The organism is Novosphingobium sp. MBES04 (assembly GCF_000813185.1).
GTDB classification, from domain to species: domain Bacteria; phylum Pseudomonadota; class Alphaproteobacteria; order Sphingomonadales; family Sphingomonadaceae; genus Novosphingobium; species Novosphingobium decolorationis.
Genome location: NZ_DF850488.1, coordinates 2,023,742 through 2,048,979, shown reverse-complemented (window position 1 = coordinate 2,048,979; position 25,238 = coordinate 2,023,742). Strand labels below are relative to the sequence as shown.

At 66.0% G+C, this 25,238-nt stretch carries 27 protein-coding genes; 18 read left to right on the top strand and 9 right to left on the bottom strand.

Annotated elements, in window-relative coordinates; genetic code table 11:
• Nucleotides 1–118: 118 nt before the first annotated feature.
• Genes MBENS4_RS08910 through MBENS4_RS08870 form a run of 9 tightly spaced genes read left to right on the top strand, consistent with a single transcriptional unit; the run spans nucleotide 119 to nucleotide 9,369 of the window.
• Nucleotides 119–625: a hypothetical protein gene (locus MBENS4_RS08910; RefSeq protein ID WP_039390223.1), complete on the top strand. Its 507-nt coding sequence runs from the start codon at nucleotides 119–121 to the stop codon at nucleotides 623–625.
• A complete protein-coding gene (locus MBENS4_RS08905; protein WP_199904359.1) occupies nucleotides 622–879 on the top strand; it encodes a hypothetical protein in 258 nt (85 codons plus the stop codon). Before MBENS4_RS08910 ends, MBENS4_RS08905 begins: the two co-directional genes overlap by 4 nt.
• Nucleotides 872–3,112 (top strand): hypothetical protein, encoded by a 2,241-nt coding sequence (locus MBENS4_RS08900; protein ID WP_039390220.1) that lies wholly within the window; start codon nucleotides 872–874, stop codon nucleotides 3,110–3,112. The genes MBENS4_RS08905 and MBENS4_RS08900 overlap by 8 nt, the downstream gene beginning before the upstream one ends.
• Nucleotides 3,109–3,777, top strand: coding sequence for a hypothetical protein (locus MBENS4_RS08895; RefSeq protein WP_039390218.1), 669 nt, complete (start codon nucleotides 3,109–3,111; stop codon nucleotides 3,775–3,777). The genes MBENS4_RS08900 and MBENS4_RS08895 overlap by 4 nt, the downstream gene beginning before the upstream one ends.
• The gene (locus tag MBENS4_RS08890) at nucleotides 3,770–4,375 is read left to right on the top strand and encodes a hypothetical protein (RefSeq protein WP_039390215.1); all 606 of its coding nucleotides are present in this window, start codon (nucleotides 3,770–3,772) and stop codon (nucleotides 4,373–4,375) included. Before MBENS4_RS08895 ends, MBENS4_RS08890 begins: the two co-directional genes overlap by 8 nt.
• A complete protein-coding gene (locus MBENS4_RS08885) occupies nucleotides 4,360–4,824 on the top strand; it encodes a DUF6950 family protein (protein ID WP_039390214.1) in 465 nt (154 codons plus the stop codon). The genes MBENS4_RS08890 and MBENS4_RS08885 overlap by 16 nt, the downstream gene beginning before the upstream one ends.
• Nucleotides 4,809–6,908: a fibronectin type III domain-containing protein gene (locus tag MBENS4_RS08880; protein WP_039390212.1), complete on the top strand. Its 2,100-nt coding sequence runs from the start codon at nucleotides 4,809–4,811 to the stop codon at nucleotides 6,906–6,908. The genes MBENS4_RS08885 and MBENS4_RS08880 overlap by 16 nt, the downstream gene beginning before the upstream one ends.
• 8 nt (nucleotides 6,909–6,916) lie before the next feature.
• On the top strand, nucleotides 6,917–8,425 hold the full coding sequence (locus MBENS4_RS08875; RefSeq protein WP_039390209.1) for a hypothetical protein: 1,509 nt from the start codon (nucleotides 6,917–6,919) through the stop codon (nucleotides 8,423–8,425).
• Nucleotides 8,426–8,427: 2 nt separating this feature from the next.
• Nucleotides 8,428–9,369 (top strand): hypothetical protein, encoded by a 942-nt coding sequence (locus tag MBENS4_RS08870; RefSeq protein ID WP_039390207.1) that lies wholly within the window; start codon nucleotides 8,428–8,430, stop codon nucleotides 9,367–9,369.
• Nucleotides 9,370–9,602: 233 nt separating this feature from the next.
• On the opposite strand, the gene MBENS4_RS08865 is transcribed toward MBENS4_RS08870, so the two are convergent.
• The 9 genes from MBENS4_RS08865 to coxB form a co-directional block, all read right to left on the bottom strand.
• Nucleotides 9,603–10,490: a class I SAM-dependent methyltransferase gene (locus MBENS4_RS08865; protein ID WP_052322132.1), complete on the bottom strand. Its 888-nt coding sequence runs from the start codon at nucleotides 10,488–10,490 to the stop codon at nucleotides 9,603–9,605.
• Between the two features lie 17 nt (nucleotides 10,491–10,507).
• Nucleotides 10,508–11,908: a threonine synthase gene (thrC, locus tag MBENS4_RS08860; protein WP_039390204.1), complete on the bottom strand. Its 1,401-nt coding sequence runs from the start codon at nucleotides 11,906–11,908 to the stop codon at nucleotides 10,508–10,510.
• Nucleotides 11,909–12,057: 149 nt separating this feature from the next.
• Complete coding sequence (locus MBENS4_RS08855) at nucleotides 12,058–12,621, bottom strand: SURF1 family cytochrome oxidase biogenesis protein (RefSeq protein WP_039390201.1); 564 nt, start codon at nucleotides 12,619–12,621, stop codon at nucleotides 12,058–12,060.
• A 262-nt stretch (nucleotides 12,622–12,883) separates the two neighbouring features.
• The gene (locus tag MBENS4_RS08850) at nucleotides 12,884–13,705 is read right to left on the bottom strand and encodes a cytochrome c oxidase subunit 3 (RefSeq protein WP_039390199.1); all 822 of its coding nucleotides are present in this window, start codon (nucleotides 13,703–13,705) and stop codon (nucleotides 12,884–12,886) included.
• An 84-nt stretch (nucleotides 13,706–13,789) separates the two neighbouring features.
• Nucleotides 13,790–14,422 (bottom strand): cytochrome c oxidase assembly protein, encoded by a 633-nt coding sequence (locus MBENS4_RS08845; protein WP_052322131.1) that lies wholly within the window; start codon nucleotides 14,420–14,422, stop codon nucleotides 13,790–13,792.
• A gap of 3 nt (nucleotides 14,423–14,425) precedes the next feature.
• The gene (locus MBENS4_RS26100; RefSeq protein WP_199904358.1) at nucleotides 14,426–14,569 is read right to left on the bottom strand and encodes a hypothetical protein; all 144 of its coding nucleotides are present in this window, start codon (nucleotides 14,567–14,569) and stop codon (nucleotides 14,426–14,428) included.
• Nucleotides 14,570–14,577: 8 nt separating this feature from the next.
• Nucleotides 14,578–15,498 (bottom strand): heme o synthase, encoded by a 921-nt coding sequence (locus tag MBENS4_RS08840; protein WP_039392074.1) that lies wholly within the window; start codon nucleotides 15,496–15,498, stop codon nucleotides 14,578–14,580.
• A 110-nt stretch (nucleotides 15,499–15,608) separates the two neighbouring features.
• A complete protein-coding gene (ctaD, locus tag MBENS4_RS08835) occupies nucleotides 15,609–17,294 on the bottom strand; it encodes a cytochrome c oxidase subunit I (RefSeq protein ID WP_039390197.1) in 1,686 nt (561 codons plus the stop codon).
• A 35-nt stretch (nucleotides 17,295–17,329) separates the two neighbouring features.
• Complete coding sequence (gene coxB / locus MBENS4_RS08830) at nucleotides 17,330–18,322, bottom strand: cytochrome c oxidase subunit II (protein WP_052322130.1); 993 nt, start codon at nucleotides 18,320–18,322, stop codon at nucleotides 17,330–17,332.
• Nucleotides 18,323–18,530: 208 nt separating this feature from the next.
• On the opposite strand from coxB, the gene pyrE reads away from it, so the two are divergent.
• The 9 genes from pyrE (at nucleotide 18,531) to MBENS4_RS08785 (ending at nucleotide 25,102) form a co-directional block, all read left to right on the top strand.
• A complete protein-coding gene (pyrE, locus tag MBENS4_RS08825; RefSeq protein ID WP_039390195.1) occupies nucleotides 18,531–19,115 on the top strand; it encodes an orotate phosphoribosyltransferase in 585 nt (194 codons plus the stop codon).
• A gap of 72 nt (nucleotides 19,116–19,187) precedes the next feature.
• Nucleotides 19,188–19,931, top strand: a complete 744-nt coding sequence (locus tag MBENS4_RS08820) for a pyridoxine 5'-phosphate synthase (RefSeq protein ID WP_039390193.1) — start codon at nucleotides 19,188–19,190, stop codon at nucleotides 19,929–19,931.
• Nucleotides 19,928–20,194, top strand: a complete 267-nt coding sequence (locus MBENS4_RS08815) for a hypothetical protein (RefSeq protein ID WP_039390190.1) — start codon at nucleotides 19,928–19,930, stop codon at nucleotides 20,192–20,194. The genes MBENS4_RS08820 and MBENS4_RS08815 overlap by 4 nt, the downstream gene beginning before the upstream one ends.
• Nucleotides 20,191–20,613, top strand: a complete 423-nt coding sequence (gene acpS / locus MBENS4_RS08810) for a holo-ACP synthase (RefSeq protein WP_039390188.1) — start codon at nucleotides 20,191–20,193, stop codon at nucleotides 20,611–20,613. The genes MBENS4_RS08815 and acpS overlap by 4 nt, the downstream gene beginning before the upstream one ends.
• An 18-nt stretch (nucleotides 20,614–20,631) precedes the next feature.
• Nucleotides 20,632–21,558: a signal peptidase I gene (gene lepB / locus MBENS4_RS08805; RefSeq protein ID WP_039390187.1), complete on the top strand. Its 927-nt coding sequence runs from the start codon at nucleotides 20,632–20,634 to the stop codon at nucleotides 21,556–21,558.
• Nucleotides 21,555–22,733 carry an AI-2E family transporter gene (locus MBENS4_RS08800; RefSeq protein WP_242404845.1) on the top strand — a complete coding sequence of 393 codons (1,179 nt, stop codon included), beginning with the start codon at nucleotides 21,555–21,557 and terminating at the stop codon, nucleotides 22,731–22,733. The genes lepB and MBENS4_RS08800 overlap by 4 nt, the downstream gene beginning before the upstream one ends.
• Nucleotides 22,734–22,790: 57 nt before the next feature.
• Nucleotides 22,791–23,885, top strand: a complete 1,095-nt coding sequence (locus tag MBENS4_RS08795; RefSeq protein ID WP_340140807.1) for a DUF3089 domain-containing protein — start codon at nucleotides 22,791–22,793, stop codon at nucleotides 23,883–23,885.
• A 67-nt stretch (nucleotides 23,886–23,952) separates the two neighbouring features.
• Entirely contained in the window at nucleotides 23,953–24,426 is a 474-nt protein-coding gene (ruvX, locus tag MBENS4_RS08790; protein ID WP_039390185.1) for a Holliday junction resolvase RuvX, read from the top strand.
• Between the two features lie 118 nt (nucleotides 24,427–24,544).
• A complete protein-coding gene (locus tag MBENS4_RS08785; RefSeq protein WP_052322129.1) occupies nucleotides 24,545–25,102 on the top strand; it encodes a CAP domain-containing protein in 558 nt (185 codons plus the stop codon).
• The last annotated feature ends 136 nt before the right edge of the window (nucleotides 25,103–25,238 follow it).

Below are 25,238 nucleotides of genomic sequence, written 5' to 3'. Positions count from 1 at the left end.
TGGGCGGCTTTCCCGCACCTTCTCTTTTCCAGGATGGCCTGAACCGGACGGATGTCCGGGGCGCGTAAGGCGCGAAACGACAGGCATAGCGGCGGTCGATCCAGGAGACCTGCCGCCCATGACCGCCCCCGAAAATTCCGCACAGGACAACGCTGCGAACCCGCAGCCCCTGCTCGACCTGGAGACGCTGGTAACGCGCCCCTCCATCACGATCGACGGGCAGGTCTACGACATCCTGAGCCCTGACGAGATATCCGTCCTGGACAGCTACCGCTTCGGGATCTGGGGGCAGCGGATCAAGGATCTGTTCGCCGACGACAACGAGGCGAGCGAGGACGCTCTCACGAAACTGGTCGACAAGGTGGCCCGCAAGGTTGCGGTGGGCGTGCCAGACGAGGTGTTTGCCAAGCTGAGCGGCGCGCACAAGATGGCGATCACCGATGTTTTTACAGGGCTCCTGCTGCGCAATCGTCTCGGCGTGGCGGGAGCGATCGCGAGGGCGGCGGGCGTCGAAGCAAACCTGCCGACTGGGGCGATGTCCTCCCCCGGCTCCAGCGCTTCTATGGCGGCGACCCGCAGTGGTGGCTGGAGCGCGCGCCTGTCGCGTATGTTCGGGCGTTCATGACCATGCTGCCGCGCCTTCAGGCCGGTGAGCAGCTGGACGTCTATCGCGCCGTGGGGCTTGGTTCGGGTTCCTTCGAAAAGAAGGACGCGAAGCGGATGCTGGATCGTCTTCGCGACTGCGCATCGGGCCCCGGCCCGCGCGCGCGCAAGGCCAGCGCGGCCGAACTGGCCGCCATCGGGATCGGCATGGCGGTTCCGCCTGCTCAGACGCCTGTGAAGCCTTCCTCAGAGGCGGATGAGAACCGCGATGGCTGAGGAACTTGGCAGCGCGCTCCTGCGCATTTCCACTGACGATGCAAACTTCGACAAGTCGATCGACAACGCCCAGGCGCGCGCGCAGGAGCTGGGCAATACGCTGGACCTTGCCTCGGGCAGTTCAGTGGAGCTGGCCGATCGGCTTGTGGAGGCGGCGTCGAGCGGCGACCGGGGCGCGCAGGCGTTTCTTCGCGCGGGCGCGGCCATTGACGAGCTGGCGGCGGCGCAGGCCCAGTCCAAGGATGAGATCGACAACGCCAGGGCGTCCCTGAACGCCGGGACGATCACCCTCGAGCAGTACAACAAGGAAGTGCTGCAATCGCGCAGCGCACTGGGCATGTTCGAGGACAGCCACCGCCAGGCGCAGAACGAACTGAAGCGCACGCTCAACAGTATGGGCGAGGTCACTTCGGCATCCGGGGCGCAGCGCCAGGGGCTGATCCAGCTGGGGTATCAGCTGGGCGACATGTCCACGATGTACTCCATGGGCATGCGCCCGCAGCAGATCTTTGCATCGCAGATCGGGCAGATCACGCAGGCCATCCAGTTGATGGGCGGCGAGGCGAACAAGTTCACGACCTTCCTTGGTGGGCCGTGGGGCATTGCCATCTCGACGGCGGTCATTGTCCTGGGGCCGCTGATCGGCAAGCTTCTCGAGACAGCGGATGCGGCGGATACGGCTCGGGGCGCCATGGATGACCTGGTCGAGAAGTACCGGCAGCAGGGCGAGGAATCGGCGAAGGTCGCCAACGCGCAAGGCGTACTCAACAAAATGTACGAGCGGCGCCTCGAGATCGAAACCCGGCTCGACCAGCTTGAGGAAAAGAAGGGCAAGTCGTTCGGGCAGGAGCGAAGCCGACTGCGGCACGAGCTCTATCAATTGCGTGGTGACATTACCCTTCAAGAGGCTGCTGTCGAGAATGGACAGCGCGCGCGTGAGCGAAATGCGCCCAAGCCTTCGAGCACCGCGAAGTCCAAGTCGGGCAGCAGCTCCTCGTCCCGCGACACGATGGCGAGCGCCGAGGACCAGAGCGCCGCGATCGCCGCGCTCGAGCGTGAATTCCTTCAGGCCCGGCTGTCGGTCACGACCGACGCGGAAGAACGCGCGTCGATCGAGGCCGACCTGCTTTCCCTCGATCGCGAGCGCCGCCTTGCCGAGATCGAGAACAACGAACGCTTGACGCAGGCGCAGAAGGACGAGCGCAAGGCGATCATCGAGCGCACCTACGGCAAGGCCGGTGCGGACGGCGAAATCATCGTAGGCAACGATCCCGCCCATGTGCGGATGCGCCAGCAGCAGGACGCCGAGGCGGCGCGCCTGGACAACGACATGCTGGCCCGTCAGGCGAACGCGCTGGATGCCTGGTCGCAGATCGCGCCGACGCTTCGCCAGCGCGCCGAGCTGGAAGCCCGGGCCCTTGAAATCCACCAGCAGATCGAGCGCAACCTGCTTGAGCAGCAGATCGCGTCCGGGCAGATCGCCGATGCGGAAAAGGCGCGCGCGCTTCTGGCCAGCCAGCAGGAGGCGTCCCGTACCGGGCTGTCCCAGCGCAACGAGGGCCCGCTGGCGCGCTTCAACCGCCAGATGCAGGCCGACCAGGCCGAAACCGGCCTGCTGGTCGAGAGCCTGATCGTCCAGGAGCTGGACTATGTGCACCAGCAGCTGACCGACAGCATCGCCGAGCGCATCGGGGTGAAGGATCCGTTCCTGAAGGGGCTGATCATGATGTTCGTGCAGGATCAGCTGATCGCGCCGATGGCACAGGCGATGCAGGGCATGATGGGCGGCCTTGGCGGCGGAGGGGGCGGCGGGCTGTTCGGATCGATCGTCAAGGGGGTCCTGGGCGGGGTATCGGCCGCATTCGGCGGTGGCCTCAGCGCGGAAGGGATCGCGGCGGCCGCCCCAACCGTGGATGCAACCATTGCCGAGTTCGCCGGGTACTTTGCTGAGGGCGGAACGATCCCGGCCGGGTCCTGGGGCATTGCCGGGGAAGCCGGGCCCGAGCCGATCTTCGGGGGATCGAACGGCGTCAGCGTGATGTCGAACCCGACCGCACGCGGCCTTTTTGGCGGGGGCGCATCCGGCCCCAGTGCGCTGCACGTGACGGTTTCGGGGGCGCGCGGCAACGCCGAGATCGAGGAGATGGTCAACTCCGGCGTCAGCCAGGCGCTGTCTGCCTATGACGAAGTGGTTGGCGGCCGGGTGGAAGAGAACATCGCGAGGTATCGATGAGCACCTTCGACTGGCCCGCAAACCTTGTGCCCCTCAACATCGATATTCGTCCGCCGCGCGAAACGGCGGGCCTGACCACGAGCCTTTCGGGCAAGACGCAGGCCGAGCTGGTGCCCCGGCCGCCGTTCTCGGTGACGATGGAGTTCGACGAGCTGCACGGCGACGAGGTGCTGGCCTGGCGCGCGATCCTCGGCCTGCTGGAAGGCCGCAGCAACACCGTGCGCCTGCCCATCTTCGACCTGTGGTACCGCGCGAGCGACGCGCAGATCCGGGGCGGCGTGGTGCCCCATTCGGACGGTACCTTTTTTTCGGACGGGACAGGGTACGCGACACGCGATCTTTCGGGTGTGAACGTGACCGGCGTGCAGGGGCAGCGCAACGTGACTGCCGACTTCGGCGACTATGGCCAGCTGCTCCAGGCGGGGCAGTACTTCGGCCTTGGCGATTACCCCTATCTGGCGACCGGGGTGTGGTGGGAAGGAAACGTGGCGACCATTCGCACCTCGCCCACGCTGCGCGACGACTTCACGGACGAGGCCCTGCGCCTGAAGCCGGTGATGATCGGGCGCCTTTCGGACGATGATGGCGGGGCCCTGATGCTCAAGGGCCTCTACAACGGTGCGCCCTCGATCACGTTCATCGAAGACGAGGACGACGATGCCTAGCCTGTTTCCCGAGACCATTGCGGCCGACCTGGGCAAGCGCAAGGTGACCGTGGCCTTCCTGGTCCTGTTCGACTTTACCAGCGCGCCTGTGCGGCTGTGGCGCGGCTCCTTTACGCTGCGCACGAATGACGGCGAGCGCTGGAAAGGCCTGGGCAAGTTGGGATCGGTCAGCGGCATCCAGCAGGCGGTGAATGGCAATGCGCCCGAGATCAGCTTCACCCTTTCAGGCGTGGACGATGAAATCCTGCGCAAGGTGCGCCAGGAGTTCGCGGCCGAGGTGAAAGGGCGCCATGCCTATGTCCTCATCCAGTTCTTCGGTGTGGACGATCCTGACGATCCGGACAATCAGCGCCCCCTGGACAATCCCTATCCGATCGCGGCGGCGCGCATGCTGCGCCCGGAGTACGCGGCCGATCGGGACAGCGGTGAGCGTTCGGTGACGATCAAGGCGGAAAGCCTGTTCTCCCTGCGCTCGCGCCCGCGCTATTCGATGTACACCGACAGCGACCAGCGCGCGCGCTATCCCATGGCCAACGACAAGGGCTTCGAGTTCGTCGGCGAGGTGGTCAACAAGGTGGTCACGTGGCCCGACTACTGACCCCTGCCGCCGCCTGTTCCAGCGACGCCGTTGCGCACGAGCTGCGCCACTGGTCGACCTTGCCGTTTGTCGATGGAGAAACCGACTGCGGTCTTTCGGTGATCGCCTATGTCGAGCGGGTCAGTGGACGCGTTCTGACGCCCCGGCCGCGCTATGCCGGGAAACTGGGCGGGCAGCGGTTCCTTAAGCGCCGGGGAGGCTTTGTCGCGTTCGGGGACTGGGCTCTGGGGCAGCTTGGCTGTGCCCGCTGCGCGCAGCCCGTGCGCGGGGACGTCGGGCTGGTTGACCTGCCGGGTAGCGGGCTGACCGCCAGCCTTTGCCTGGGCATGACGGCGATGTCCGATCAGCCGTGGTGGGCGGCGCGTGCACACTTCGAAGTGATGGTGACGGCCCAGGTACCGGTTGCGGCCTGGCGCGTGGAAGGGGATGTGCAATGCCTCAAGCCGTAGCGCTCGCGATCATCGGGGCGACCGGTGCAACTGGCATCGCGGCTGCAGCCATTACGGTTGCGGTCTATGTCGGCTTCACGGTCGGTCTGAACTACCTGATGTCGGCCCTGTTCTCACCGGGCCGTCCCAAGCCAAGCGACGGGCAGGTGGTCTTCAGCGGATCGGCCGAATCACGCCGCGGCCACATCGGTATCGTTCATACGGGCGGCCTCCAGAGCTTCAAGGACAGCATCGATGGCACCCTTGGCATGGTGGTGACGCTGGGCACCGGCCAGGAAGGCAACATCCTCCAGCATCGCATACACGACCAGGTCGTGACGCTGGATGGCAGCGGCACGATCACCGAGGAGCGCTTTCGCGGTGCGGTGCACATTTACACCCGATCGGGATCCGACACGCAGACCTCAATCAGCCAGCTGACGGCGAAGTTCCCGAAGTGGACGAGCAACCACCGGCAACTGGGCTGTGCGCATGCGGCCATCATCTGCGACCCGGTCAAGCAAGAGTATTTCAGCGAGGTCTATAACGGACGCGAGCCGGTCTACACGCAGGTGCGCGAAGGCTGGTTCCTCTACGATCCGCGCCAGGACAGCACGGCGGTGATCTACGATGACGGCGAAGGCTTTACGGTCCTGGGCACCGGCCCGCAGCGCATTGACGATCGCAGCACCTGGGCGTGGTCTGACAACGCCGCGATCGCCATTGCCAACTATGTCGCACATGAAGACGGTTACGGCCTTGGCTACGACAACGTGAACTGGACGAACATCGCGGGCGAAGCCGATGTGAGCGATGAGAACGTGATGACGGTCCTGGGCGATACCATCGCCCGCTGGCGGATCTGGGCAAGCTGGAGCCTGGGCGGAGACGAACGCAAGAAGGTCCTTTCAGACATGCTGCAGGCCTGCGACGGCTTCTGCTGGCAGGGCCCGGACTTCAAGTTCAACCTGAAGGTCGGCGCGTATGAAGAGCCCGACATCACGATTACCGATGATCACATCCGGGCCGCGCGCACGGCGCTGGGCCCCACGGCGCAGCAACGTGTCTCAGCCCTCAAGGTGCTCTACACCGAAGCTTCGATCGGCTACCGCGAACAGGAAAGTGCGACCATCCAGGTGCCCGATGCGGACCTGGACGCGAACACGGATCCCAGTGCGGTGGAGCTGTACTGCGCCCCGCACCACAACCAGGCGGCCCGCATCGGCAAGTTGCAGGCATCGCGTCTGGGCGAGCGCTGGCATCTGGACCTGACGCTCAACCTGTTCGGCCTCAATCTGTTCGGGCGGCAGTTCTGCCGGGTCAAATCGGCGATCCTGGACATCGACGCGATCTTCAAGCTGGATGATGGGGTCAAGCTCAACATCTCGAAGAAGGGCACCTCGATCGGGGCGGCGATGGTCGAAGTCGAGGCGGGCGACTGGGCGTTCGATGCCAGCACCGAGGAAGGTACGCCGCCCATCACGCCAGACACCTCGACGACGCCTGTGACCATCCCGGTCCCAACCGGCCTGACGCTCAACACCGTCCAAGTGGTGACAGCTGCAGGCAACGGGGTGGCGATCGAGGCGAGCTGGGACGCGGGCCGTCCAGATCTCGCCTACCAGGTGCGGTACCGGCCGGTTTCCGGTGGGACGTGGGTGATGATGTCGGTGGACAACGATGCGCTCACGGCGCGCAGCGGCATCGTCGACAACGCCGAGGAATACGAAGTCCAGATCCTGGCCGTCACGATCAGCTATCGCCGCAGCGAGTGGTCGGCGAGCGTGACGATCACGCCAGCGGCCACCAATACCATCGCAGCTCCGACGAACCTGAGCGCAACGGGCGGGACCGGCGAAGCGGAGGTCACCTTCCGGATGCCCACGAGCACGAGCCTTGCCTTCGCGCGGCTGTACCACGCCGACAGCAGCGATTTCGGGACGGCAAGCCAGGTGGGTGCGGACATCGTAGGCGGCCTGGGCGAGGTCATCACGGTCACGGACAGCGGGCTTTCGTCCGGGACGCAATTCTATTGGGCGCGGGCATATGACGGATCGGGCGGCTCTTCGTCGCTCGTCGGTCCGGAGTCGGCGACGATCAGCTAAACGAGGTCATGATGGGGATTATTAGCGATGCATTTACGGAGGTCTTTCGAGACTTCCTCACCGATGGGGTTGCCTCCAGCGGAAAGTATGAGCCGATCAAGTCTGAGCTTCGAGCTTTGGGCCAAATGATCGATGACAAGATCGCGGAAGTCATATTGGGCGTTAGCCGGTATGCCACTGTTGCCGATCTGCCAGCTGTGACGGTTGACGACGCAGGGATCTCGGCGCGGGTCACGCTTGATCCGACACCGGCGAATAACACCTATTGGGTCGTCGACGCGACGGGGACCTGGGTGATTGACGCGAACTTCGTCGCCAACACCAAGGGCACCGACGGCGCTGACGGAATCGACGGCCTTCTCGCCGCCGCGACAATCGCCGAAGTTGAGGCTCAGAGCGACGACACCAAAGCCATCACACCTCGTGCAACTGATCAGCTATATGGCCCCTTGCGAGCAGTGCCTGTCCCATCCACCAGTCGATGGCTCGTCCCCTTCCTGAACAGCCTGGAAGAGGTAGTCGGCGGGTTTGAGCGCGAAACAGGGCGTTTCGTCGCTGAGTTCTCGCCTGACTGCATATTCCCAGCTTCGTTCCTGGATGTCCTGTCTGAGCAGTTGGTGCTGACGCCTGACGAATTGGGCAATCTCGGAGGTGACAGCTTCTCGGATCTCGCCCCTGAAGAGGACATCTCGGCGGCGACCGGCTTCGCGTGGACGAACCACGGGCGTGGTGGCTCATTCGCGGAGGAAGTGGCCGCGTACATCGGAGCCGTGCCAGCTCAAAATACTGCGGACTTCACGGTCCCCGCAGACACATCGTCGGTAGCAGTATCGCTTGACGTGGACGCCCTTTTCATCGCGAGTTCGTTCAACACGAGCAGGACTGGTGTGTTCGGCGGCATTCCGGGCACGCTGACCCGGACCACGACGGATGGCACGCGCGCGACAGCCTCGTATACGTTCGCCCGCACAACGGCGGGCACTGCGACGCTGATCGAGGCAGGTAGCGAGTTCGTTCCTGTCGCATATGAGCAGTTGCGCAATCAGGAATGGATATTCTGCTTCGGCAAGAACAACGCGAACAGCCAGACCTACGATGAAGCCATTCGCAATGTCGCGAAGGCTTACACCGGCCTGGTCAAGATGCAGCAGCGTAGGGCCGCGCGCATCATGTTCCGTTCGATCATTCCCAACCCGGCATCGGTGGTCGGCGATGACGATCACAAGGTGGTCCTGGCGATCAACAAGATCGGCGAACTCATTGCCGGAAACCAGTTCGTCAACACCTACGAATACTTGCTGCAGAACTACGAGGAAGCCGCAGCTTGGACCGGCCCGACCGGGACCGAGTACAGCCCTGTTGCCCTCAGCGCGGCGGACTACGCGCGACTGGATGCTGGCCTGATACCCGCATCCTTCATGGGCCTTGGCGTCCACCTATCCACGCAGATCTACAGCTTTGAACTCGAACTTGTGTCCCGCCGCCGCCGCGCGATGGGCGTCTTCGGAGACTACTGACAATGGCACTTTTCGGCTTCAAGGCGGATTACCCGTCGCCCGCAAAATTCGGGCAGAATGTGGCCTACGAGGGCCAGTCTCTGGGCACGCTTCTCCATTGGTCGGCTGCGCGACAGCCCACCCCTCTTGTAAGCGTCCCTCTCGACGGGGAAACCCTCGTCAACCTCGCCGCTGCGCGCGCCGCCGACATCATGTCCGTCACCGAGGCGGCGACACACCCCGTCTGCCGGGGCGAGAATGTCGGGGGTGGGGATCTCGTCGTGGAACTGTCCAGCGGCACAAACTCGCCGCATGTGGTTTCGACGCAGGCGGGGCTCCAGACATCACCCGCATCCTGGAATGTGAAGATACCGCAGGCGACCTTTGACTGGTTCCGCAACAACATCCCGGAGAATGGGTCGGCTATCGCTGTGGCGGCCTATTACCAGATCACGCGCAAGCAGCTTGGTGGCACGCTGCCCATCACGATGATCATCACGGGCGCGGGCCTCAGCAACCACCTCGGCTATGTCTCCGCCGACAACCTGTCCAGCGGGTCGGCGCGACCAACGGGTGATCCTGTCGGTGAGCCTGTCCAGCAGCTTGCTGGGACGGCGGGCGATCCAGCTTTTGCGGCCTACGGTGCCAGCGATGAATCCGGCACGCTCAGCACCTATGGGAACATCCACGGGCGTCAGATCGGCTTCGGCGCAACGGGCGCCTGGTCGTTCTCAGGTGGTGTCGGAGCCTACAACCGCGCGCCGTCCGGTATCTGTCACGAGGTCTTTGTCGACGACCTGCGCTTTGCCCAACGCGTCGGCACATCAAGCACGCTTGCCGAAGAGTACGCGGCATTCCTCGCCGAGCATCAGGCCTTGTGGACCAAAGCCTATGGCGAAGATGGCTGGCTCTACCCCGACCTGCAGGCCGGCGCCTACACCGATCCCGACACGCTACTGGTCTGATCGGAATGGCATCCAACCATGGTTCTCATTCTCATGTGAGAAGCCTCTGAGCCGATCAAAAGTGGCGGTCTAGCAACTGGAAAGTGCTCTAAAAGCTCTTGTCTCAGACTCTAAAACCTTTTGACCCGCTACAGGAATATCCATGGCCTCCTCTCCCCAGCCCCCTTCCGAAGGGCGCTCGATCAGACCGCCGGTTCACGGGGTCAAGGGACGGTAGATCCCTCTTCCCTTCCCTAAGCCGGGTTCGACCAGCGGGCGAAGATGGCGGTGGGGAGGAGGCGGCCTTCGCCGTCTTCGCGCACGGAGAGGTCGCCGTGTTCGATGGTGCCGGGGAGGTCTGTGAAGAGTTCGTCCATCAGCCCGGCCAGTGCGAGCGAGGACATCCGCACCGCGTAGACGGTGAGGAACAGGAAGCGGCTGTCGCCATCGAGCAGCTGGCGGCAGTTCGAGAGGAGCTCGGGCAGATTTTCTTCGAGGCGCCAGGTCTCGCCGCCGGGGCCGCGGCCGAACTTGGGCGGATCGAGGATGATGCCGTCGTAGCGGCGGCCGCGACGTACCTCGCGCGCGGCGAACTTGGCGGCATCGTCGATCATCCAGCGCACCGGGCGATCCTCGAGCCCTGCCAGCGCGGCGTTCTCGCGCGCCTGTGCGACCGACTTCTTCGAGGCATCGACGTGGGTGACGCGGCCATGCGCGGAGAGCGCCAGCGTGCCCACGCCGGTGTAGCCGAACAGGTTCATCGTCTCGGCATCGTCGCGCCCGGCCAGTTGCGCGCGCATCCAGTCCCACACCGGCGCCATGTCCGGGAAGAAGCCGAGGTGGCGAAACGGCGTGCAGCTGGCGGTGAAGGCCACCTCGTTCCAGGCGAGCGGCCAGCCTTCGCGCGGGACGTCGCGGTCGAAGAGCCACTTGCCCCCGCCATCTTCGTCCGAGCCGGGAACGAATTCGCCGTCGGCATCCCAGGTCTCGGTGCGCGGGCTCCACATCGCCTGCGGTTCGGGCCGCACGAAGCGGCGCGCGCCATAGCGTTCGAGCTTGCGGCCGTGGCCCGAGTCGACGAGGCCGTAGTCGTCCCAGCCTTCGCCGATCATCAGGACGGGGGATGTTAAGAGCGTTGCCATGGGCTGTGCCCTAGCCCTCAGACCTTGGGTGCGGCAAGCCCCGCGACGAATTCGGCCACGGCGTCGTATTCGCCCGCCAGCTTCGTGCACTTCTCCTCGCGGTCGAACAGGTCACCCACGCGCGCGGGCAGGCTCGGCCGGTGGCCGGTCGAACGCTCGACCGCCTCGGGGAACTTGGCCGGGTGCGCGGTCGCCAGCGTGACGACGGGCGTCTTCGCGTCGATCCCGGCGGTGCGCGCGGCGAAGAGGCCACAGGCGGTGTGAGGATCGATCAGCTCGCCGCAGTTCTCCCAGGCCCAGCGGATCGTTTCGGCCATCTCGTCCTGGTCGGCGCGGGCCGACTGGAAGAGTGCAGCCGCGCCTTCGCGCTGCGCGTTCGAAAGCTGCATCGCCTTGGTCGCCTCGAAGCCCTTCATCTGCTCGGCCATGGCCGCGCCGTCACGGCCGCCAAGGTCGAACAGCAGGCGCTCGAAGTTGGAGGAGACCTGGATATCCATCGAGGGCGCGGCGGTCGGCGTCACGGTCCCCTGCGAGTAGTCGCCGCTCGAGAGCGCGCGGTGCAGAATGTCGTTCACATTGGTGGCAACCACCAGCTTGGCGACGGGGAGGCCCATCTGCGCCGCGACATAGCCGGCGAAGACATCGCCGAAGTTGCCGGTCGGCACCGAGAAGGCGACCTCGCGCTCGGGCGCACCAAGCTGGAGCGCGGCGGCGAAGTAATAGACGACCTGGGCCATCAGGCGCGCCCAGTTGATCGAGTTCACCGCGCCGATCGCGAAGCGGTCGGTCATCGCGGTATCGTTGAACATGCGCTTCACCATCGCCTGGGCATCGTCGAACGAGCCGTCGATGGCGATGTTGTGGACGTTGGGCGCGAGCACCGTCGTCATCTGGCGGCGCTGCACGTCCGAGACGCGGCCGTGCGGGTGGAGCATGAAGATGTCCACCTTGGCGCGGCCCGCCACCGCGTCGATCGCGGCCGAGCCGGTGTCGCCCGAGGTCGCGCCCACGATGGTGAGATTGCGGTCCGAACGGCTGAGGAATTCCTCGAAGAAGAGGCCGAGCAGCTGGAGCGCGACGTCCTTGAAGGCGAGCGTGGGGCCGTGGAACAGTTCGAGCACCCAGTGCTGCTCGTCGAGCTGCTTGAGCGGCGCCACCGCCTTGTGCGCGAATCGGCCATAGGCCTCGGTGGTGAGTTCGAGCAGGCGCTCGTAGGTCAGGCTCTGGCCGACGAACGGCGCCATGACCCGCGCGGCGAGTTCGGCGTAGGAGAGACCGGCCATGCCCGCGATCTCGTCCTTGGAGAAACGCGGCCATTCGCGCGGAACGTAGAGCCCGCCGTCGCTGGCGAGGCCAGCCAGCGTGGCGCCTTCGAAATCGAGCGCCGGTGCGCTGCCGCGGGTGCTGATGTAGTCCATGACTTCCCTGTTCGTCGGATACGGCCTGCCGAAACGGACCTTGCTCGGTGGTTCTGCCCGGTGTGCCCGCGGCCTTTGCAGGCGCGGTTAGCGCCCGCAAGGCGGCAAGGCAATCCCGCTGTGAAACGGGGCCCCACGAAACGCAAGGCTCACGAACGCCCCCTGCGGCGCAAGACCATTGCGTAAATGACCAGCGCGGTCAGTGCAAAGGCGAACCACTGGACCGCGTAGGAGAGGTGGTTGTTGGGCAGATCGGACGGGTCGGGAAGCGCGTTCGCCTCGAGCCCGCCCAGCGCCGGGTCGGCCACCAGACGCGGGCCCGGCGCGATCACGCCGTGCACCTCGCCGCCCTGCCAGGTGCCCTTGCCATCGGGCCGCCGGGTCCAGCCCAGCACCACCCGCGCCTCGCCGCCACCCGCCAGCGCGCAGGTCGCGGTGCGCGCGAAGCCGGTCTCATCGTTGCGATTGCGGCCCGCCACCGCGCTGGTCGCGGTCACGGCGGTGCAGGTGAGATGGGCGCGGCGATAGAGCAGCCGCGCGCCCGGACCTTGCCTCGGCCAGGCGATCTCCTGCGTGAGGCCTGCCGCCCCGGCGTAGTGCCCGAGCAGCTGGGCCTTCTCCTCGCGGCGCTCCAGCTGCCAGAGGCCAAGCGCGATCATCACGCCGACGGCGAGAAGCACGACGAGCGTGGAGACAATGGGGATGGAGCGCATGGATCAGGGCCTTTTCGTCGGGCACGGGAATCAGGAAGAGAGATACAAGGGGCCATCGCCCCTTGCCCCCGGAATCGGCGACCTCACCTTTCCCGGCCACCGCAGCGTGCGAAAGGTGAGGTAGACAGTTTGGGGAGCCCGAGGGCAATGGCCCTCGGAAATCTTCTTTCCACTTGCAATCGTACGTGAGGCCCCACCAAACCGAAAGGGCAGCCGGCGCGAACGCGGGCTGCCCTTTGCGGCTTTGCAAGACCGGCGCGGATCAGTGCGTGGGATAGCCCCAGCCGCCCCAGATGTAGACCGCGACGAAGAGGAACAGCCACACGACGTCGACGAAGTGCCAGTACCAGGCCGCGGCCTCGAAGCCGAAGTGCTGGCGCGGCGTGAAGTCGCCCTGATAGCTGCGCACGAGGCACACGGCGAGGAAGATGGTGCCGACGATGACGTGGAAGCCATGGAAGCCGGTCGCCATGTAGAAGGCCGAGCCATAGGTGTTGCCGCCAAAGCCGAAGGGCGCGTGCAGGTATTCGTAGCCCTGGATTGCGCTGAACAGGACGCCCAGCGCTATCGTCGCCCACAGGCCCTTCTTGAGGCCCTCACGGTCGCCGTGGATCAGCGAGTGGTGGGCCCAGGTCACCGTGGTGCCCGAGGTCAGCAGGATCAGCGTGTTGAGCAGCGGCAGCGCGAAGGGGTCCATGACCGCCTCGATCGCCTTGGGCGGCCACTGTCCGTCCACCACCTCGGTAAGGGTGGAGGGGAACAGCGAGAAATCGAAGAAGGCCCAGAACCAGCCGACAAAGAACATCACTTCCGAGGCGATGAACAGGATCATGCCGTAGCGCTGATGCAGCTGCACGACCGGGGTATGGTCGCCCGCGCGCGCTTCGTGGACGATCTTGGAGAACCACATCCACATCGAGGCGATGAGGAGCGCCAGGCCCATCCACGGCACGAAGGCACCGCCGGGCATGTCGTGCATGAACAGCACCATGCCCGAGGTGAAGATCAGCGCGCCCAGCGTGGTCGCCAGCGGCGCGATGTCCGGCGGCAGGATGTGGTAATCGTGGTTCTTGGTACCGGCCATGTGCCTTCATCCCCGTTTATCGAATACTGTTCTAGCCGCTGCGCCCGGCGCCACGTGCCGGAGGAAACGGTCCCCAAATGAGCCTTAACTTCCCGCCCCGGCGCGGTCCAGACCCTTTGCATCCGCAGGAGATGTCTGAACTTCGTTGAGGTGGAAGGTGTAGCTGAGCGTAATCTGTTCGACGTCCTTGTTGTCTTCATCGCCAAGGATCGCCGGATCGACGTAGTAGAGCACCGGCATCTTCACGGTTTCGCCGGGCTGGAGTGTCTGCTGCGTGAAGCAGAAGCACTGGATCTTGTTGAAATACTTGGCCGCCTGTTCGGGCTCCACGTTGAAGCTGGCGGTGCCGGTCACGGGTTTGTCCGAGGTGTTGGTGGCCTCGAACAGCGCCATGTCGCGCTGGCCCACGGTGATGTCGTGGGTGGTCTGGAGCGGCTTGAAATTCCAGGGCATGTCATGCGCGACATTGGCGTCGAAACGGATCGACATGGGCCGCGCGGCGACCTGGACAGCCTCAGCCGTCGCCCCGTCGACGCGCTGGGTGGTCCCGCCATAGCCCGTCACCTGGCAGAAGATGCGGTAGAGCGGCACCGCGGCGAAGCCCAGCGCCAGCATGCCCAGCGCCATCGAAAGACCGATCAGGCCAACCTTGCGGTTGCGGCGGCGCGTCTGCGCGCCCTGGCTCGTGGCATCGTGGGGCGTGGACAGGCTCGCCATGGCTCAGCCCATCTTCGCGATCGAGATGAAGAAGACGAGGACCACGAAGGCGGCAAGCCCCAGACCCAGCACGCGATTGCGATCCTTGCGGATCTGCTCGATGCTGCGGGTATCGGGCGCGGGGGTCTCGGGCTTTTCCTCGTCCATAAACTCCCTCAGATGACGATGAACCGGTCGAGCACCAGCGCGGCGAAGAGCGCGAAGAGGTAAATGACCGAGTAGGCAAAGAGCTGCTTCTCGGGCTTCATCGTGTCCTCGTCGCCCCGCGTACGCAGGCCGACCCGGATCGAGAGCGCGAGGAACAGCGCGGACAGCACGAACGCGCTCGCGCCGTAGACGAGGCCCGTGCCGCCGATCCACCAGGGGACCATCGTGAGCGGCAGGAGCAGCACCGAGTAGATCAGGATCTGTCGGCGCGTGGCCTTTTCACCCGCGACGACCGGCATCATCGGGATGCCGACCTTGGCGTAGTCGCTCTTCACGAAGAGCGCGAGCGCCCAGAAGTGGGGCGGCGTCCACATGAAGATGATGGCAAAGAGCACCACTGGCATGAGCGTGATCTCGCCCGTCGCGGCGACCCAGCCGATCAGCGGCGGGAACGCGCCTGCGCCGCCACCGATGACGATGTTCTGCGGTGTGCGGGGCTTCAGCCAGATGGTGTAGATGACCGAATAGTAGACGATCGAGACGGCCAGGATCGCGGCCGGCAGCCAGCCGATCGCAAAGCCCATCAGGAAGACCGAGCCCGAGCACAGCACCAGCGCGAAGTCGCGCGCGGTGGTGCGGTCAAGGCGGCCTTGCGGGAGCGGGCGCTTGGCGGTGCGCTTCATCCCCGCATCGAGGTCGGCTTCCCACCACTGGTTGAGCGCGGCCGCGCCCCCCGCCCCGATGGCGATGCACAGGATCGCGGTGAAGGCGAGGACCGGGTGGATGCGCGTAGGCGCGGCGATGAGGCCGCACAGGCCGGTGAAGATGACAAGGCTCATCACACGCGGCTTGGTCAGCGCGATGAGGTCACGCCATTCGGCCGGACGCCGGGCGGGAGCCGGATTCGGGGGGGTAATCGAGGTGGTCATGGTGGCGTGCCCATACACCGTTCGTGCCTTTCAGGCGAGACGGACAATTTGCCCGACCCGAAGGCCCGGCAAATCGTCGCGTATGCGCCGTTGGGAGGGACCGGGACCGATCAGTGGTGCGCGGCCTCTTCGATGACCGGAAGGGTCTCGAACTGGTGGAACGGCGGCGGGCTGGTCAGCGTCCATTCCAGCGTCGTCGCGCCCTCGCCCCAGTAATTGTCCTCGGCCTTGCGGCCCGCGAGGAAGGCGTAGGCGATGTTCACGAACCAGACCACCAGCGAAGCGGCCATGACCATGTAGCCGATCGTCGCGATGTGGTTCCAGTAGGTGAAGGCTTCCGGGTAGTCCGGGTAGCGACGCGGCATGCCCTGCATCCCCAGGAAGTGCATGGGGAAGAAGATCATGTTCACGCCCACGAAGAACACCGCGAAGTGCACGTAGGAGAGGAACTCCGAGTGCATCTTCCCGCTCATCTTCGGGAACCAGTAGTAGAAGCCGGCAAAGAGCGCAGTCACCGCGCCCAATGAGAGCACGTAGTGGAAGTGCGCGACGACGTAGTAGGTGTCGTGCAGGTTGTCGTCGACACCGCCGTTCGCGAGCACGACGCCGGTGACGCCGCCCACGGTGAACAGGAAGATGAAGCCGATCGCCCAGATCATCGGGCTCTTGAACTCCATCGAGCCGCCCCACATCGTGGCGATCCACGAGAAGATCTTCACGCCGGTCGGCACCGCGATGACCATGGTGGCCGCGGTGAAGTACATCTTGGTGTTCACCGAAAGGCCGGTCGAATACATGTGGTGCGCCCACACGATGAAGCCGACGACGCCGATCGCGACCATGGCGTAGGCCATGCCGAGGTAGCCGAAGACCGGCTTCTTCGAGAAGGTCGAGATGATCTGCGAGATGATGCCGAAACCGGGCAGGATCATGATGTAGACTTCGGGGTGGCCGAAGAACCAGAACAGGTGCTGGTAGAGCACCGGATCACCGCCGCCGGCGGGATCGAAGAAGGTCGTGCCGAAGTTGCGGTCGGTCAGCAGCATGGTGATGGCCGCGGCCAGGACCGGCAGCGAGAGCAGCAGCAGGAACGCGGTGACCAGCACCGACCACACGAACAGCGGCATTTTGTGCAGCGTCATGCCCGGCGCGCGCATGTTGAAGATGGTGGTGATGAAGTTGATCGCGCCCATGATCGAGCCGGCACCCGAAAGGTGCAGCGCGAAGATGCCGAAATCGACGGCAGGCCCGGGCGAACCGTAGGTCGAGAGCGGCGCATAGACCGTCCAGCCGGTCCCCGCACCAAGCCCCGTACCGCCCGGTACGAAGGCCGAGCACAAGAGCGAGACGAAGCCCGCCACGGTCAGCCAGAACGAGATGTTGTTCATGCGCGGGAAGGCCATGTCCGGCGCGCCGATCATGATCGGCACGAACCAGTTGCCAAAGCCGCCGATAATCGCGGGCATGACCATGAAGAAGACCATGATCAGGCCGTGCGCGGTAATCAGCACGTTCCAGGTGTGGAGCGTGGTGGTGAAATCGGGATTTTCCGCCCCGAACCACTTGGCGAACATGTCGAGGTACTGGATACCCGGCTCGGCGAGCTCGACGCGCATCATGCCCGAAAAGGCGCCGCCGATGATCCCCGCGATGATCGCGAAGATCAGGTACATCGTGCCGATGTCCTTGTGGTTGGTCGACATGAACCAGCGGGCGAAGAAGCCCGGGTGGTCATGCCCGTGATCGTGGCCGTGGTCTGCGACGTGGCCCTGGAACTGGTCTGCGGTGGTTGCCATGGTGGTAAACCCTAATCCTTGCGTTCGCGGGGCCGTCAGGCGGCAGCTTCGGTGGCGGCGTCTTCCGGCATGTCGGCCGGGACGGTTTCGCCCTCGGCCTCCGGTGCGGCCGCGGCCGGCTCTTCACGCCCGTCGATCACGGCGCCGGGATGGGTCAGGACCCACTGGTTGTACTTTTCGCGCGGGAGCGCCTCGAGCGCGATCGGCATGTAGCCGTGCTTCGCGCCGCACAGTTCCGAACACTGGCCGTAGTAGACGCCCGGCTTCTCGACGAAGAGGACCTTCTCGTTGATGCGGCCCGGCACCGCGTCGAGCTTGAACCACAGCGAAGGCACCGCGAACGAGTGGATCACGTCGGCCGCGGTGATCTGCAGGCGGATCGGTTCGCCCGCGGGCACGACGAGGCGGTTGTCGACTTCGAGGTGCGAGGGGCCGTCCCAGGCCTGCGAACCGACTTCGCGCACGCCGTTGTTGATGACCGGCTGGCCCGGAATGTTGAGCATGTTCGAGATCACCTCGAACTCGCCATTGTCGGGGTAGCCATAAGTCCAGAACCACTGGTTGCCGGTGACCTTGATGGTCAGCGCTTCCTTGGGCGCAGGCTTGTACTGCTTGGCGATGAGGTCGATCGAGGGGACCGCGATGCCGAGCAGAATGAACACCGGCAGGATCGTCCAGACGACCTCGATCGCGGTGTTGTGGCTGGTCTTGGAAGCGACCGGGTTGGCGCGGCGGTTGTAGCGCACCACGACCCAGATCAGCAGCGCGAGCACGAACAGCGTGATGATCGTGATGATCGGCATCAGCGCGTAGTTGTGAATCTTCAGCGCGTATTCACCAATCGGCGAATACTGGTCCTGGAAGCCGATCCCGCCCGGCGTCGGCATGCCCACGCCTTCGGTCGGCGTCATCGGCGTGTAGCTACCTTCCTCCTGCGCCAGCGCGGGCGCGGCCAGAAATGCAGCTGCGAAAAAAAGGCTGGCCTTCCCCAAAAGGCGCGGTGAGCGGGCGATGTGTCCGGATATCATCGTTATAGCGCTTCCGTTTCTCTTTTATAACGTACACGCGAATCGCCCCGCCTGCACGCACCCCAAATGCGGAGGCTCTTGCCCCCCTTCCATCTTGGCCTATACGCGCGCTTGCTGCGCGTCTCAAGCGCTACTAGGGAATTTTTGACTTTGGGCGCCGCGCAAGGCCGCCGAATTACGTGTTTTTAATGAAAGGAAGTTGACCGCCATGCAGGAAGAAGAGGTCCTCGCCGAGTTCCGCGCCAGCAAGGCCCTGTTGGAAGGACATTTCCTTCTTTCCTCGGGCCGCCACAGCGCCCACTACCTGCAGTGCGCGCGCGTTCTGCAGAGCCCCGACCGCGCCGCACGTCTGGCCGTCGCGCTGGCCGCCACGTTCCCCCACGACGTGCGCAGGCAGATCCAGAAGGTCGTCTCGCCCGCGATGGGCGGGGTCATCATCGGCCAGGAAATGGGCCGTGCGCTCCAGGTCGATGCCATGTTCGTCGAGCGCCCGACCGGCACGTTCGAGCTGCGCCGCGGCTTCGAGCTCGATCCGGGCGACAAGGTGCTGATGGTCGAGGACGTGGTCACCACCGGCAAGTCCAGCCGCGAGGCAATCAAGGCGATCGAGGCCGCCGGCGGCACGGTCATTGCCGCAGCCGCCCTCGTCGACCGTTCGGCGGGCGCTGTGGACCTGGGCGTCCCCTTCTACCCGCTCGTCGCGCTCAGCTTCCCGACGTATGCCGAGGACGAGCTTCCGGCCGAGCTTGCCGCCACCCCCGCGATCAAGCCGGGCAGCCGCCAGCAGCCCTGACCCGCAAGGCGCCCGGTAGCCCCGGGCGCCGCCCTCGCCGTTCCCCTCCTGCAACGCAAAGGCCCGCCTCCCGTGTCCAGCGTCCACCACCCTGCGCACCTGCGCCTTGGCGTGAACATCGATCACGTCGCCACCATCCGCAACGCGCGCGGCGGGCTCCATCCCGATCCGGCCCGTGCCGCGCAGATCGTGGCGCAGGCGGGCGGGGACGGCATCACCGTGCACCTGCGCGAGGATCGCCGCCACATCGTCGACGGTGACATCCAGCGCGTGCAGGACGCAACCGGCCTGCCCGTCAACTTGGAGATGGCCGCGACCCAGGAGATGCTGGAAATCGCGCTCAGGCATCGCCCGCACGCGGCCTGCATCGTGCCCGAGCGGCGCGAGGAGCGCACCACCGAGGGCGGGCTTGATGCCGCAGGCCTGCACAACCAGCTCGCCCCCATCGTCGGCCGGCTGACCGAGGCGGGCGTGCGCGTCAGCCTCTTCATCGGCCCCGAACCGCACCAGATCGCGGCGGCGATGAAGCTGGGCGCCCCGGTGGTGGAGCTGCACACCGGCGAATACGCCCACGCCACCGGCCCGGACGTGGCGACAGAGCTCAGGCGCATCGCCGACATGGCCGCGCTCGCCGCCAAGAACGGGATCGAACCCCACGCCGGGCACGGCCTCACCTACGAGAACGTCCAGCCGATCGCGGCCATCCCCCAGATCGCCGAGCTCAACATCGGCCACTACCTCATCGGCGAGGCCATCTTTACCGGGCTCGAGGCCAGCATCGCGAAGATGCGTGCGCTGATGGACGAGGTCCGGTGAAACGTGAAGGTGCGGATTTTACGCGCCTCAAACGCCGCATCCGCCTTGTTTGCCTGGGTTTCGTCCCCATAGTCGCCTGCATCACGACGGCACTTGCCCTCTGGAGCGACTACCGCGCCGGACGGCCGTTCGAGCCGCACCCGATCTTTTCGGGGCTGGGGCTCATCGGCTGGGGCTTTGCCGTCTTCGTGCTCTCGGGCCCCGCGCTGACCGCGGCCGAGCGCATTCGTGCAGACTGGCGCAACAGGAGAAGGCGCAAGTGATCATCGGCCTGGGTTCGGACCTGTGCAACATCGAGCGCATCGCCAATTCGCTCGAACGGTACGGGGACCGCTTCCTCAATCGCGTCTTCACCGAGAAGGAGCGCGCCAAGGCCGCGCGGCGCCCGCACACCGTCGCGGGCACGCTGGCCAAGCGTTTCGCGGCCAAGGAAGCCTATTCCAAGGCGGTCGGGACCGGTTTCAAGCAAGGTGTCTTCATGAAGGACATCGGCGTCGTGAACGCCCCGTCCGGCGCGCCCACGCTGGCGCTGTCGGGCGGCGCGAAGGAGCGGCTTGATGCGATGACCCCTGCAGGGCACGAAGCCGTGGTTCACCTCACGCTCACCGACGATCACCCATGGGCGCAGGCTTTCGTCGTCATCGAGGCGCGCCCGCTCGCCCCTTGCGCCGCTACCGAGTAGAGTTTCTTGTCCCAGACCATGCGCGAACCGTCCGCCCCCTCTTCCGAAAACTCCACATCCGCCAAGGCGAAGGGGAAGGGTAAGGAAAAGGTCAACTGGCTGCACGAAGTGCGCGGCCTCGCGCTGATGCTGCTGGGGGTGCTGGCGTTCCATTCGTTCGTGGCCAAGCCCTTCTACATTCCCTCGATCTCGATGATGCCGGGCTTGCTGGTGGGAGACCGACTCGTCGTCTCCAAGTACGCCTACGGCTGGAACTGGTCCTCGATCAGCTTTCACGCCCTGCCGCGCAGTGATTGGCGGATCCTGGGTTCCACGCCCGAATACGGCGACATCGTCATCGTCGTGCCGGGCAACCGCAAGGAAGACCTCATCAAGCGCGTGGTCGCCCGCCCCGGCGACCGGATCGCGGTGATCGACGGGCGCATTCGCCTCAACGGCCGCTTCATCCCGCGCGAGGTCGTGCCCGCCACGCAGCTGGGCGCCGATCCCGCGCTCCAGTGCGACGGGCAGGAAGTGGGCCACTGCTACGACGGCTTCGAAGCCTTCCGCACCCGCCTGCCCTCGGGCCGCGAAGTCTACGAAATGCCGACCTACCGGGAAACCTTGCCCAACGGCGCGAGTTACAACGTCATCGATTACATGAACCAGCGCCTCGACAACTACCCGGAGACCCGCGTGCCCGAAGGCCACGTCTTCCTGATGGGCGACGACCGTGACCGCTCGTCCGACAGCCGTGCCCCCTTCGACGACTGGGCCGGGGTGCCCGGTGGCGGCCTCAACGGCCCTGTGCCGCTCTCCGACATTGGCGGGCGCGCGGAGTTCATCACGTTCTCGCTCGATGGCACCCAGACCTGGAACCCGCTGACCTGGTGGAGCGCGCTGCGCCCCGGCCGCGCCTTGACCAGCCTGCGCCCTGCCCTCGACGCGAGCAAGGCCGCGCAGTGAGCCTTGCTGCGGGGGAGCCCCCGCAGACCGCTCCGGGTGCCGAGGAACCCGCGGCGCCCTCCCCCGCCCCCGAGACGACTTCGCGCGTGCGGCGGGTGGGCCCTACCGACATCGCCGATCCGCTGATCCGCACCGAGGCGCGCAAGGCCTTCGTGTGGATCGGCATGCTGCTGCTTTTCGCGCTGGCGATCTTCCTCTCGCAATCGCTGCTGGTCATCTTCGGGGGCATCGTGTTCGGCGCGCTGCTTGATGGCGGCGCGCGCCTGCTGGGCCGGGTGGTGCCGCTCGGGCGCACCTGGTGCGTGGCCATCGTGCTCGCCCTCGCTCTGATGGCGGTCATATGGATCGCGCGTTTTGCCGGGAGCCAGATCGCGGTCCAGGCCGCCGAACTTCCCGCCACGATCGAAGGGCAATACTACCTCGCGCTGGAATGGTTGCGCGGCCACGGTCTCAACGTCACGGCGGTGGACCTGCGGTCCATGGCGCGCGAGGCGATGGGCGGGATGAGCCAGGTCACGGCGGTGGTGGGCGGCCTCATCGGCGCGGTCACCACGCTCTTCCTGATCCTGGTCCTGGGCATCTACTTCGCGCTGGAGCCACGCCTCTACCGCCGCGGCGTGGGCTGGTTCCTGCCGGTCGACCGGCGCGACCATTTCGAAGGCACCGCGCGCGCGATGGGCGCCGCGCTGCGCCGCCTGCTGTTCGGGCGCGTCATCGGCATGAGTGTGGAAGGCCTGTTCACCTGGGCCATGCTGGAGGCCTACAGCGTGCCGATGGCTGCGCTCCTGGGCATCATCACCGCGCTCCTCGCCTTCCTCCCCAACATCGGCGCGCCGATTTCGGGCGCGATCATGATTCTCGTCGGCTTTTCGGGCGGCATGGAGATGGGGCTCTACACGATGTTCGTGTACCTCATCGTCCACCTCATCGACGGCTACGTGATCGTGCCCATGATCGCGCGCAAGACGGTGGACCTGCCGCCCGCGCTGGTCCTTGCCGCCCAGCTCATCCTGGGCGTCCTGTTCGGTATCCTGGGCCTGGCCCTTGCCGACCCGCTCGTGGCCATGCTCAAGATCTGGCTGGAGCGCGAGGCCGCGCGCAACCGCGTTCTGCCCCCCGGCACGCAAGTCCCGCCCGAGGCCGACACCGATCCTGCAGGCGCGCTGCACGCCTGAGGCCCTCTCGCACCGGCCATCTTGACCGATCCGGCCGAACCGGCAACAGGAGAGACCATGGCCCGCAAGTTCCTCTATGTCGTCGCCGTGTGCCTCGTGCTCTTCGTGGCCGCACGCCTCGCGCTCACCTTCTGGTCGGACGAGCTGACCGAGCTCACCTTCGTCCCCTCGGGCGAGTTCGAGACTCGGCCCGCCAAGCCCGAAGGCGACTGGGACGCACCTGCGATGTGGGTCGCGCGGCCCGGCCTTCAGAACGACCCCGCGCAGTGGCTGCCCGAAGGGGCGAGCACGGCACCTATGGGCTCGGCCCGCGCGGCCATCTTCTTCGTGCATCCCACCAGCTACATGGAGAAGGCGCACTGGAACGCGCCGCTCGACGACGAGGACGCGAACAATCGCGCCGCGCTCTTCACGCAGACCATGGCCAGCGCCTTTACCGCCGCGGGCGATGTCTGGGCCCCGCGCTACCGCCAGGCCACGATCGGCGCCTTCTTCACCGCCCGGCCCGAAGCGCAGCAGGCGCTCGACCTTGCCTATGGCGACCTTGAGAGCGCCTTTGCCGTGTTCCTGCGCGAAAACCCGGAAGGGCCCATCGTCCTTGTCGGCCACAGCCAGGGCGCACTGCTGCTGCGCCGCCTGCTGCGCGACCACGTGGCGGGCACGCCCGTCGCCGCGCGCGTGGCCGCGGCCTACCTGCCCGGCTGGCCGGTCTCGCTCGACCATGACCTGCCGAAGATGGGGCTGCCCCAGTGCACCAGCGACAACCAGGCGGGCTGCGTGCTTTCCTGGCTCTCGGTCGCCGACCCGGCCGACACCTCGGCTCTGACGGCCGGCTACCTGCGCCAGACCGGGCTTGACGGGCAGAAGCTCGACGGCAGCCCGTTCCTGTGCACCAACCCGCTGATCGGCGCGCAGGACGGCGCGGCGGATGCGCGCGCCAACACCGGCACGCTGGTCCCCGACTTTGCCGAGAAGACCGGCACGCTGGCCCCGCAGGTCGTGCCCGCGACCTGCGAGCTCGACAACTTCCTGCACATCGGCGCGCGCCCAAGCTGGAGCTGGGCGATTACGTGCTGCCGGGCAATAACTACCACGTCTACGACATCCTGCTGTTCTGGGAGAACCTGCGCGCCGACGCCCGCAAGCGTCTGACCGCCTGGCTCGCCGCGCAGGACCAAGCGCCCGAGGAAAGCGCCCCCAAGGTGAAGGCCGTCGGCTGATGAGCACCGTCACCACCAGCGCGCTCGACTTTCGCGACGCCCTGCCCGATGCGGGTGCGCTCCTGGGCCTTGACCTCGGCACCCAGACCATCGGCACCGCCTTCTGCGATGCGGGCTGGCGCTTCGCCTCGCCCGGCAAGACCCTGAAGCGTGGCAAGTTCGGCGCCGACAAGGCCGCGCTCTCCGCCCTTGTCGCGGAGCGTTCGATCACCGGCATCGTCATCGGCCTGCCGCTCAACATGGACGGCTCGGAAGGTCCGCGCTCGCAGTCGAGCCGCGCCTACGCGCGCAACCTCGCCGCGCTGGGTCTGCCCATCCTGCTGTGGGACGAGCGCTGGTCGACCATGGGCGCCGAACGTGGCCTGCTTGACCAGGACATGAGCCGCGCCAAGCGCAAGGAGCGCATCGACAGCGCGGCCGCCGCCGTCATCCTGCAGGGCGCCATCGACGGACTGGCCGGGGGCATGTTCTGAGCCGTCCCGGCGTCCCGCACATCGGATTTTAACGATTTCAGCTCCAAGCCCTGTGATGTTCCGGAAATTGACAGGAACGCGCCTCTAGGCGCCGCTGTCACGAAGACGGGGTTGCAAGATGGGTTTGGGCATACTCGCCGCCGCGGCCGTGGCGGTATCGGGCAGTGGCGGTGCGACCGCTATCGGCAGCGCGGCAGACAGGTCGGGCCTGGCCGATGTCGTCCTTGCCATCCACAACCAGGAACGCGCCGCCGTGGGCGCCCCACCGCTGCGCTGGAGCCCCAGGCTGGCCCACGAGGCGCAGGGCTGGGCGCAGCGGCTCGCGGCCACCGGCACCTTCAGCCACGACACCTCCAACCGCGACACCGGCGAGAACCTGTGGATGGGTACGCGCGGCGCCTACCGCGTTGCGGACATGGTCGCAGGCTGGGCCCACGAGAAAACCGCGCTGAACGCCCGGCGCTCCTGGCAGTCCGATTTCCCGCGCGTGGGCCACTACACGCAGATGATCTGGGCGCGCACGAGCGCGGTCGGCTGCGCCCTCGCCCAGAGCGCCCACCACGAATACCTCGTATGCCGCTACGATCCGCCGGGCAACGTGTGGAACGAAAGCCCCTACACCACGGCGGAGCTGGCCTCGGGCCGGCGTTTCGCGGCATCCGGCGCGCGCGAGTAGAAGGAATAAGAAGAGAATTTCAGAGGGCCATCGCCCTCGGGCTCCCCGAACTGTCGAGGTTTCCTTCCGCGCGCCACGTAGCTTGTGAAAGGTGAGGTCGCCCATTTTGGGGTCAAGGGGCGATGGCCCCTTGAAG

Excerpts from the sequence above, each read along its gene's own strand:
- MBENS4_RS08910 (WP_039390223.1), top strand. The coding sequence starts at position 119 with ATGACCGCCCCCGAAAATTCCGCACAGGACAACGCTGCGAACCCGCAG.
- MBENS4_RS08905 (WP_199904359.1), top strand. The coding sequence starts at position 622 with ATGACCATGCTGCCGCGCCTTCAGGCCGGTGAGCAGCTGGACGTCTAT.
- MBENS4_RS08900 (WP_039390220.1), top strand. The coding sequence starts at position 872 with ATGGCTGAGGAACTTGGCAGCGCGCTCCTGCGCATTTCCACTGACGAT.
- MBENS4_RS08895 (WP_039390218.1), top strand. The coding sequence starts at position 3,109 with ATGAGCACCTTCGACTGGCCCGCAAACCTTGTGCCCCTCAACATCGAT.
- MBENS4_RS08890 (WP_039390215.1), top strand. The coding sequence starts at position 3,770 with ATGCCTAGCCTGTTTCCCGAGACCATTGCGGCCGACCTGGGCAAGCGC.
- MBENS4_RS08880 (WP_039390212.1), top strand. The coding sequence starts at position 4,809 with ATGCCTCAAGCCGTAGCGCTCGCGATCATCGGGGCGACCGGTGCAACT.
- MBENS4_RS08875 (WP_039390209.1), top strand. The coding sequence starts at position 6,917 with ATGATGGGGATTATTAGCGATGCATTTACGGAGGTCTTTCGAGACTTC.
- MBENS4_RS08870 (WP_039390207.1), top strand. The coding sequence starts at position 8,428 with ATGGCACTTTTCGGCTTCAAGGCGGATTACCCGTCGCCCGCAAAATTC.
- MBENS4_RS08865 (WP_052322132.1), bottom strand. The coding sequence starts at position 10,490 with ATGGCAACGCTCTTAACATCCCCCGTCCTGATGATCGGCGAAGGCTGG.
- thrC (WP_039390204.1), bottom strand. The coding sequence starts at position 11,908 with ATGGACTACATCAGCACCCGCGGCAGCGCACCGGCGCTCGATTTCGAA.
- MBENS4_RS08855 (WP_039390201.1), bottom strand. The coding sequence starts at position 12,621 with ATGCGCTCCATCCCCATTGTCTCCACGCTCGTCGTGCTTCTCGCCGTC.
- MBENS4_RS08850 (WP_039390199.1), bottom strand. The coding sequence starts at position 13,705 with ATGGCCGGTACCAAGAACCACGATTACCACATCCTGCCGCCGGACATC.
- MBENS4_RS08845 (WP_052322131.1), bottom strand. The coding sequence starts at position 14,422 with ATGGCGAGCCTGTCCACGCCCCACGATGCCACGAGCCAGGGCGCGCAG.
- MBENS4_RS26100 (WP_199904358.1), bottom strand. The coding sequence starts at position 14,569 with ATGGACGAGGAAAAGCCCGAGACCCCCGCGCCCGATACCCGCAGCATC.
- MBENS4_RS08840 (WP_039392074.1), bottom strand. The coding sequence starts at position 15,498 with ATGACCACCTCGATTACCCCCCCGAATCCGGCTCCCGCCCGGCGTCCG.
- ctaD (WP_039390197.1), bottom strand. The coding sequence starts at position 17,294 with ATGGCAACCACCGCAGACCAGTTCCAGGGCCACGTCGCAGACCACGGC.
- coxB (WP_052322130.1), bottom strand. The coding sequence starts at position 18,322 with ATGATATCCGGACACATCGCCCGCTCACCGCGCCTTTTGGGGAAGGCC.
- pyrE (WP_039390195.1), top strand. The coding sequence starts at position 18,531 with ATGCAGGAAGAAGAGGTCCTCGCCGAGTTCCGCGCCAGCAAGGCCCTG.
- lepB (WP_039390187.1), top strand. The coding sequence starts at position 20,632 with ATGCGCGAACCGTCCGCCCCCTCTTCCGAAAACTCCACATCCGCCAAG.
- MBENS4_RS08795 (WP_340140807.1), top strand. The coding sequence starts at position 22,791 with ATGGCCCGCAAGTTCCTCTATGTCGTCGCCGTGTGCCTCGTGCTCTTC.
- ruvX (WP_039390185.1), top strand. The coding sequence starts at position 23,953 with ATGAGCACCGTCACCACCAGCGCGCTCGACTTTCGCGACGCCCTGCCC.
- MBENS4_RS08785 (WP_052322129.1), top strand. The coding sequence starts at position 24,545 with ATGGGTTTGGGCATACTCGCCGCCGCGGCCGTGGCGGTATCGGGCAGT.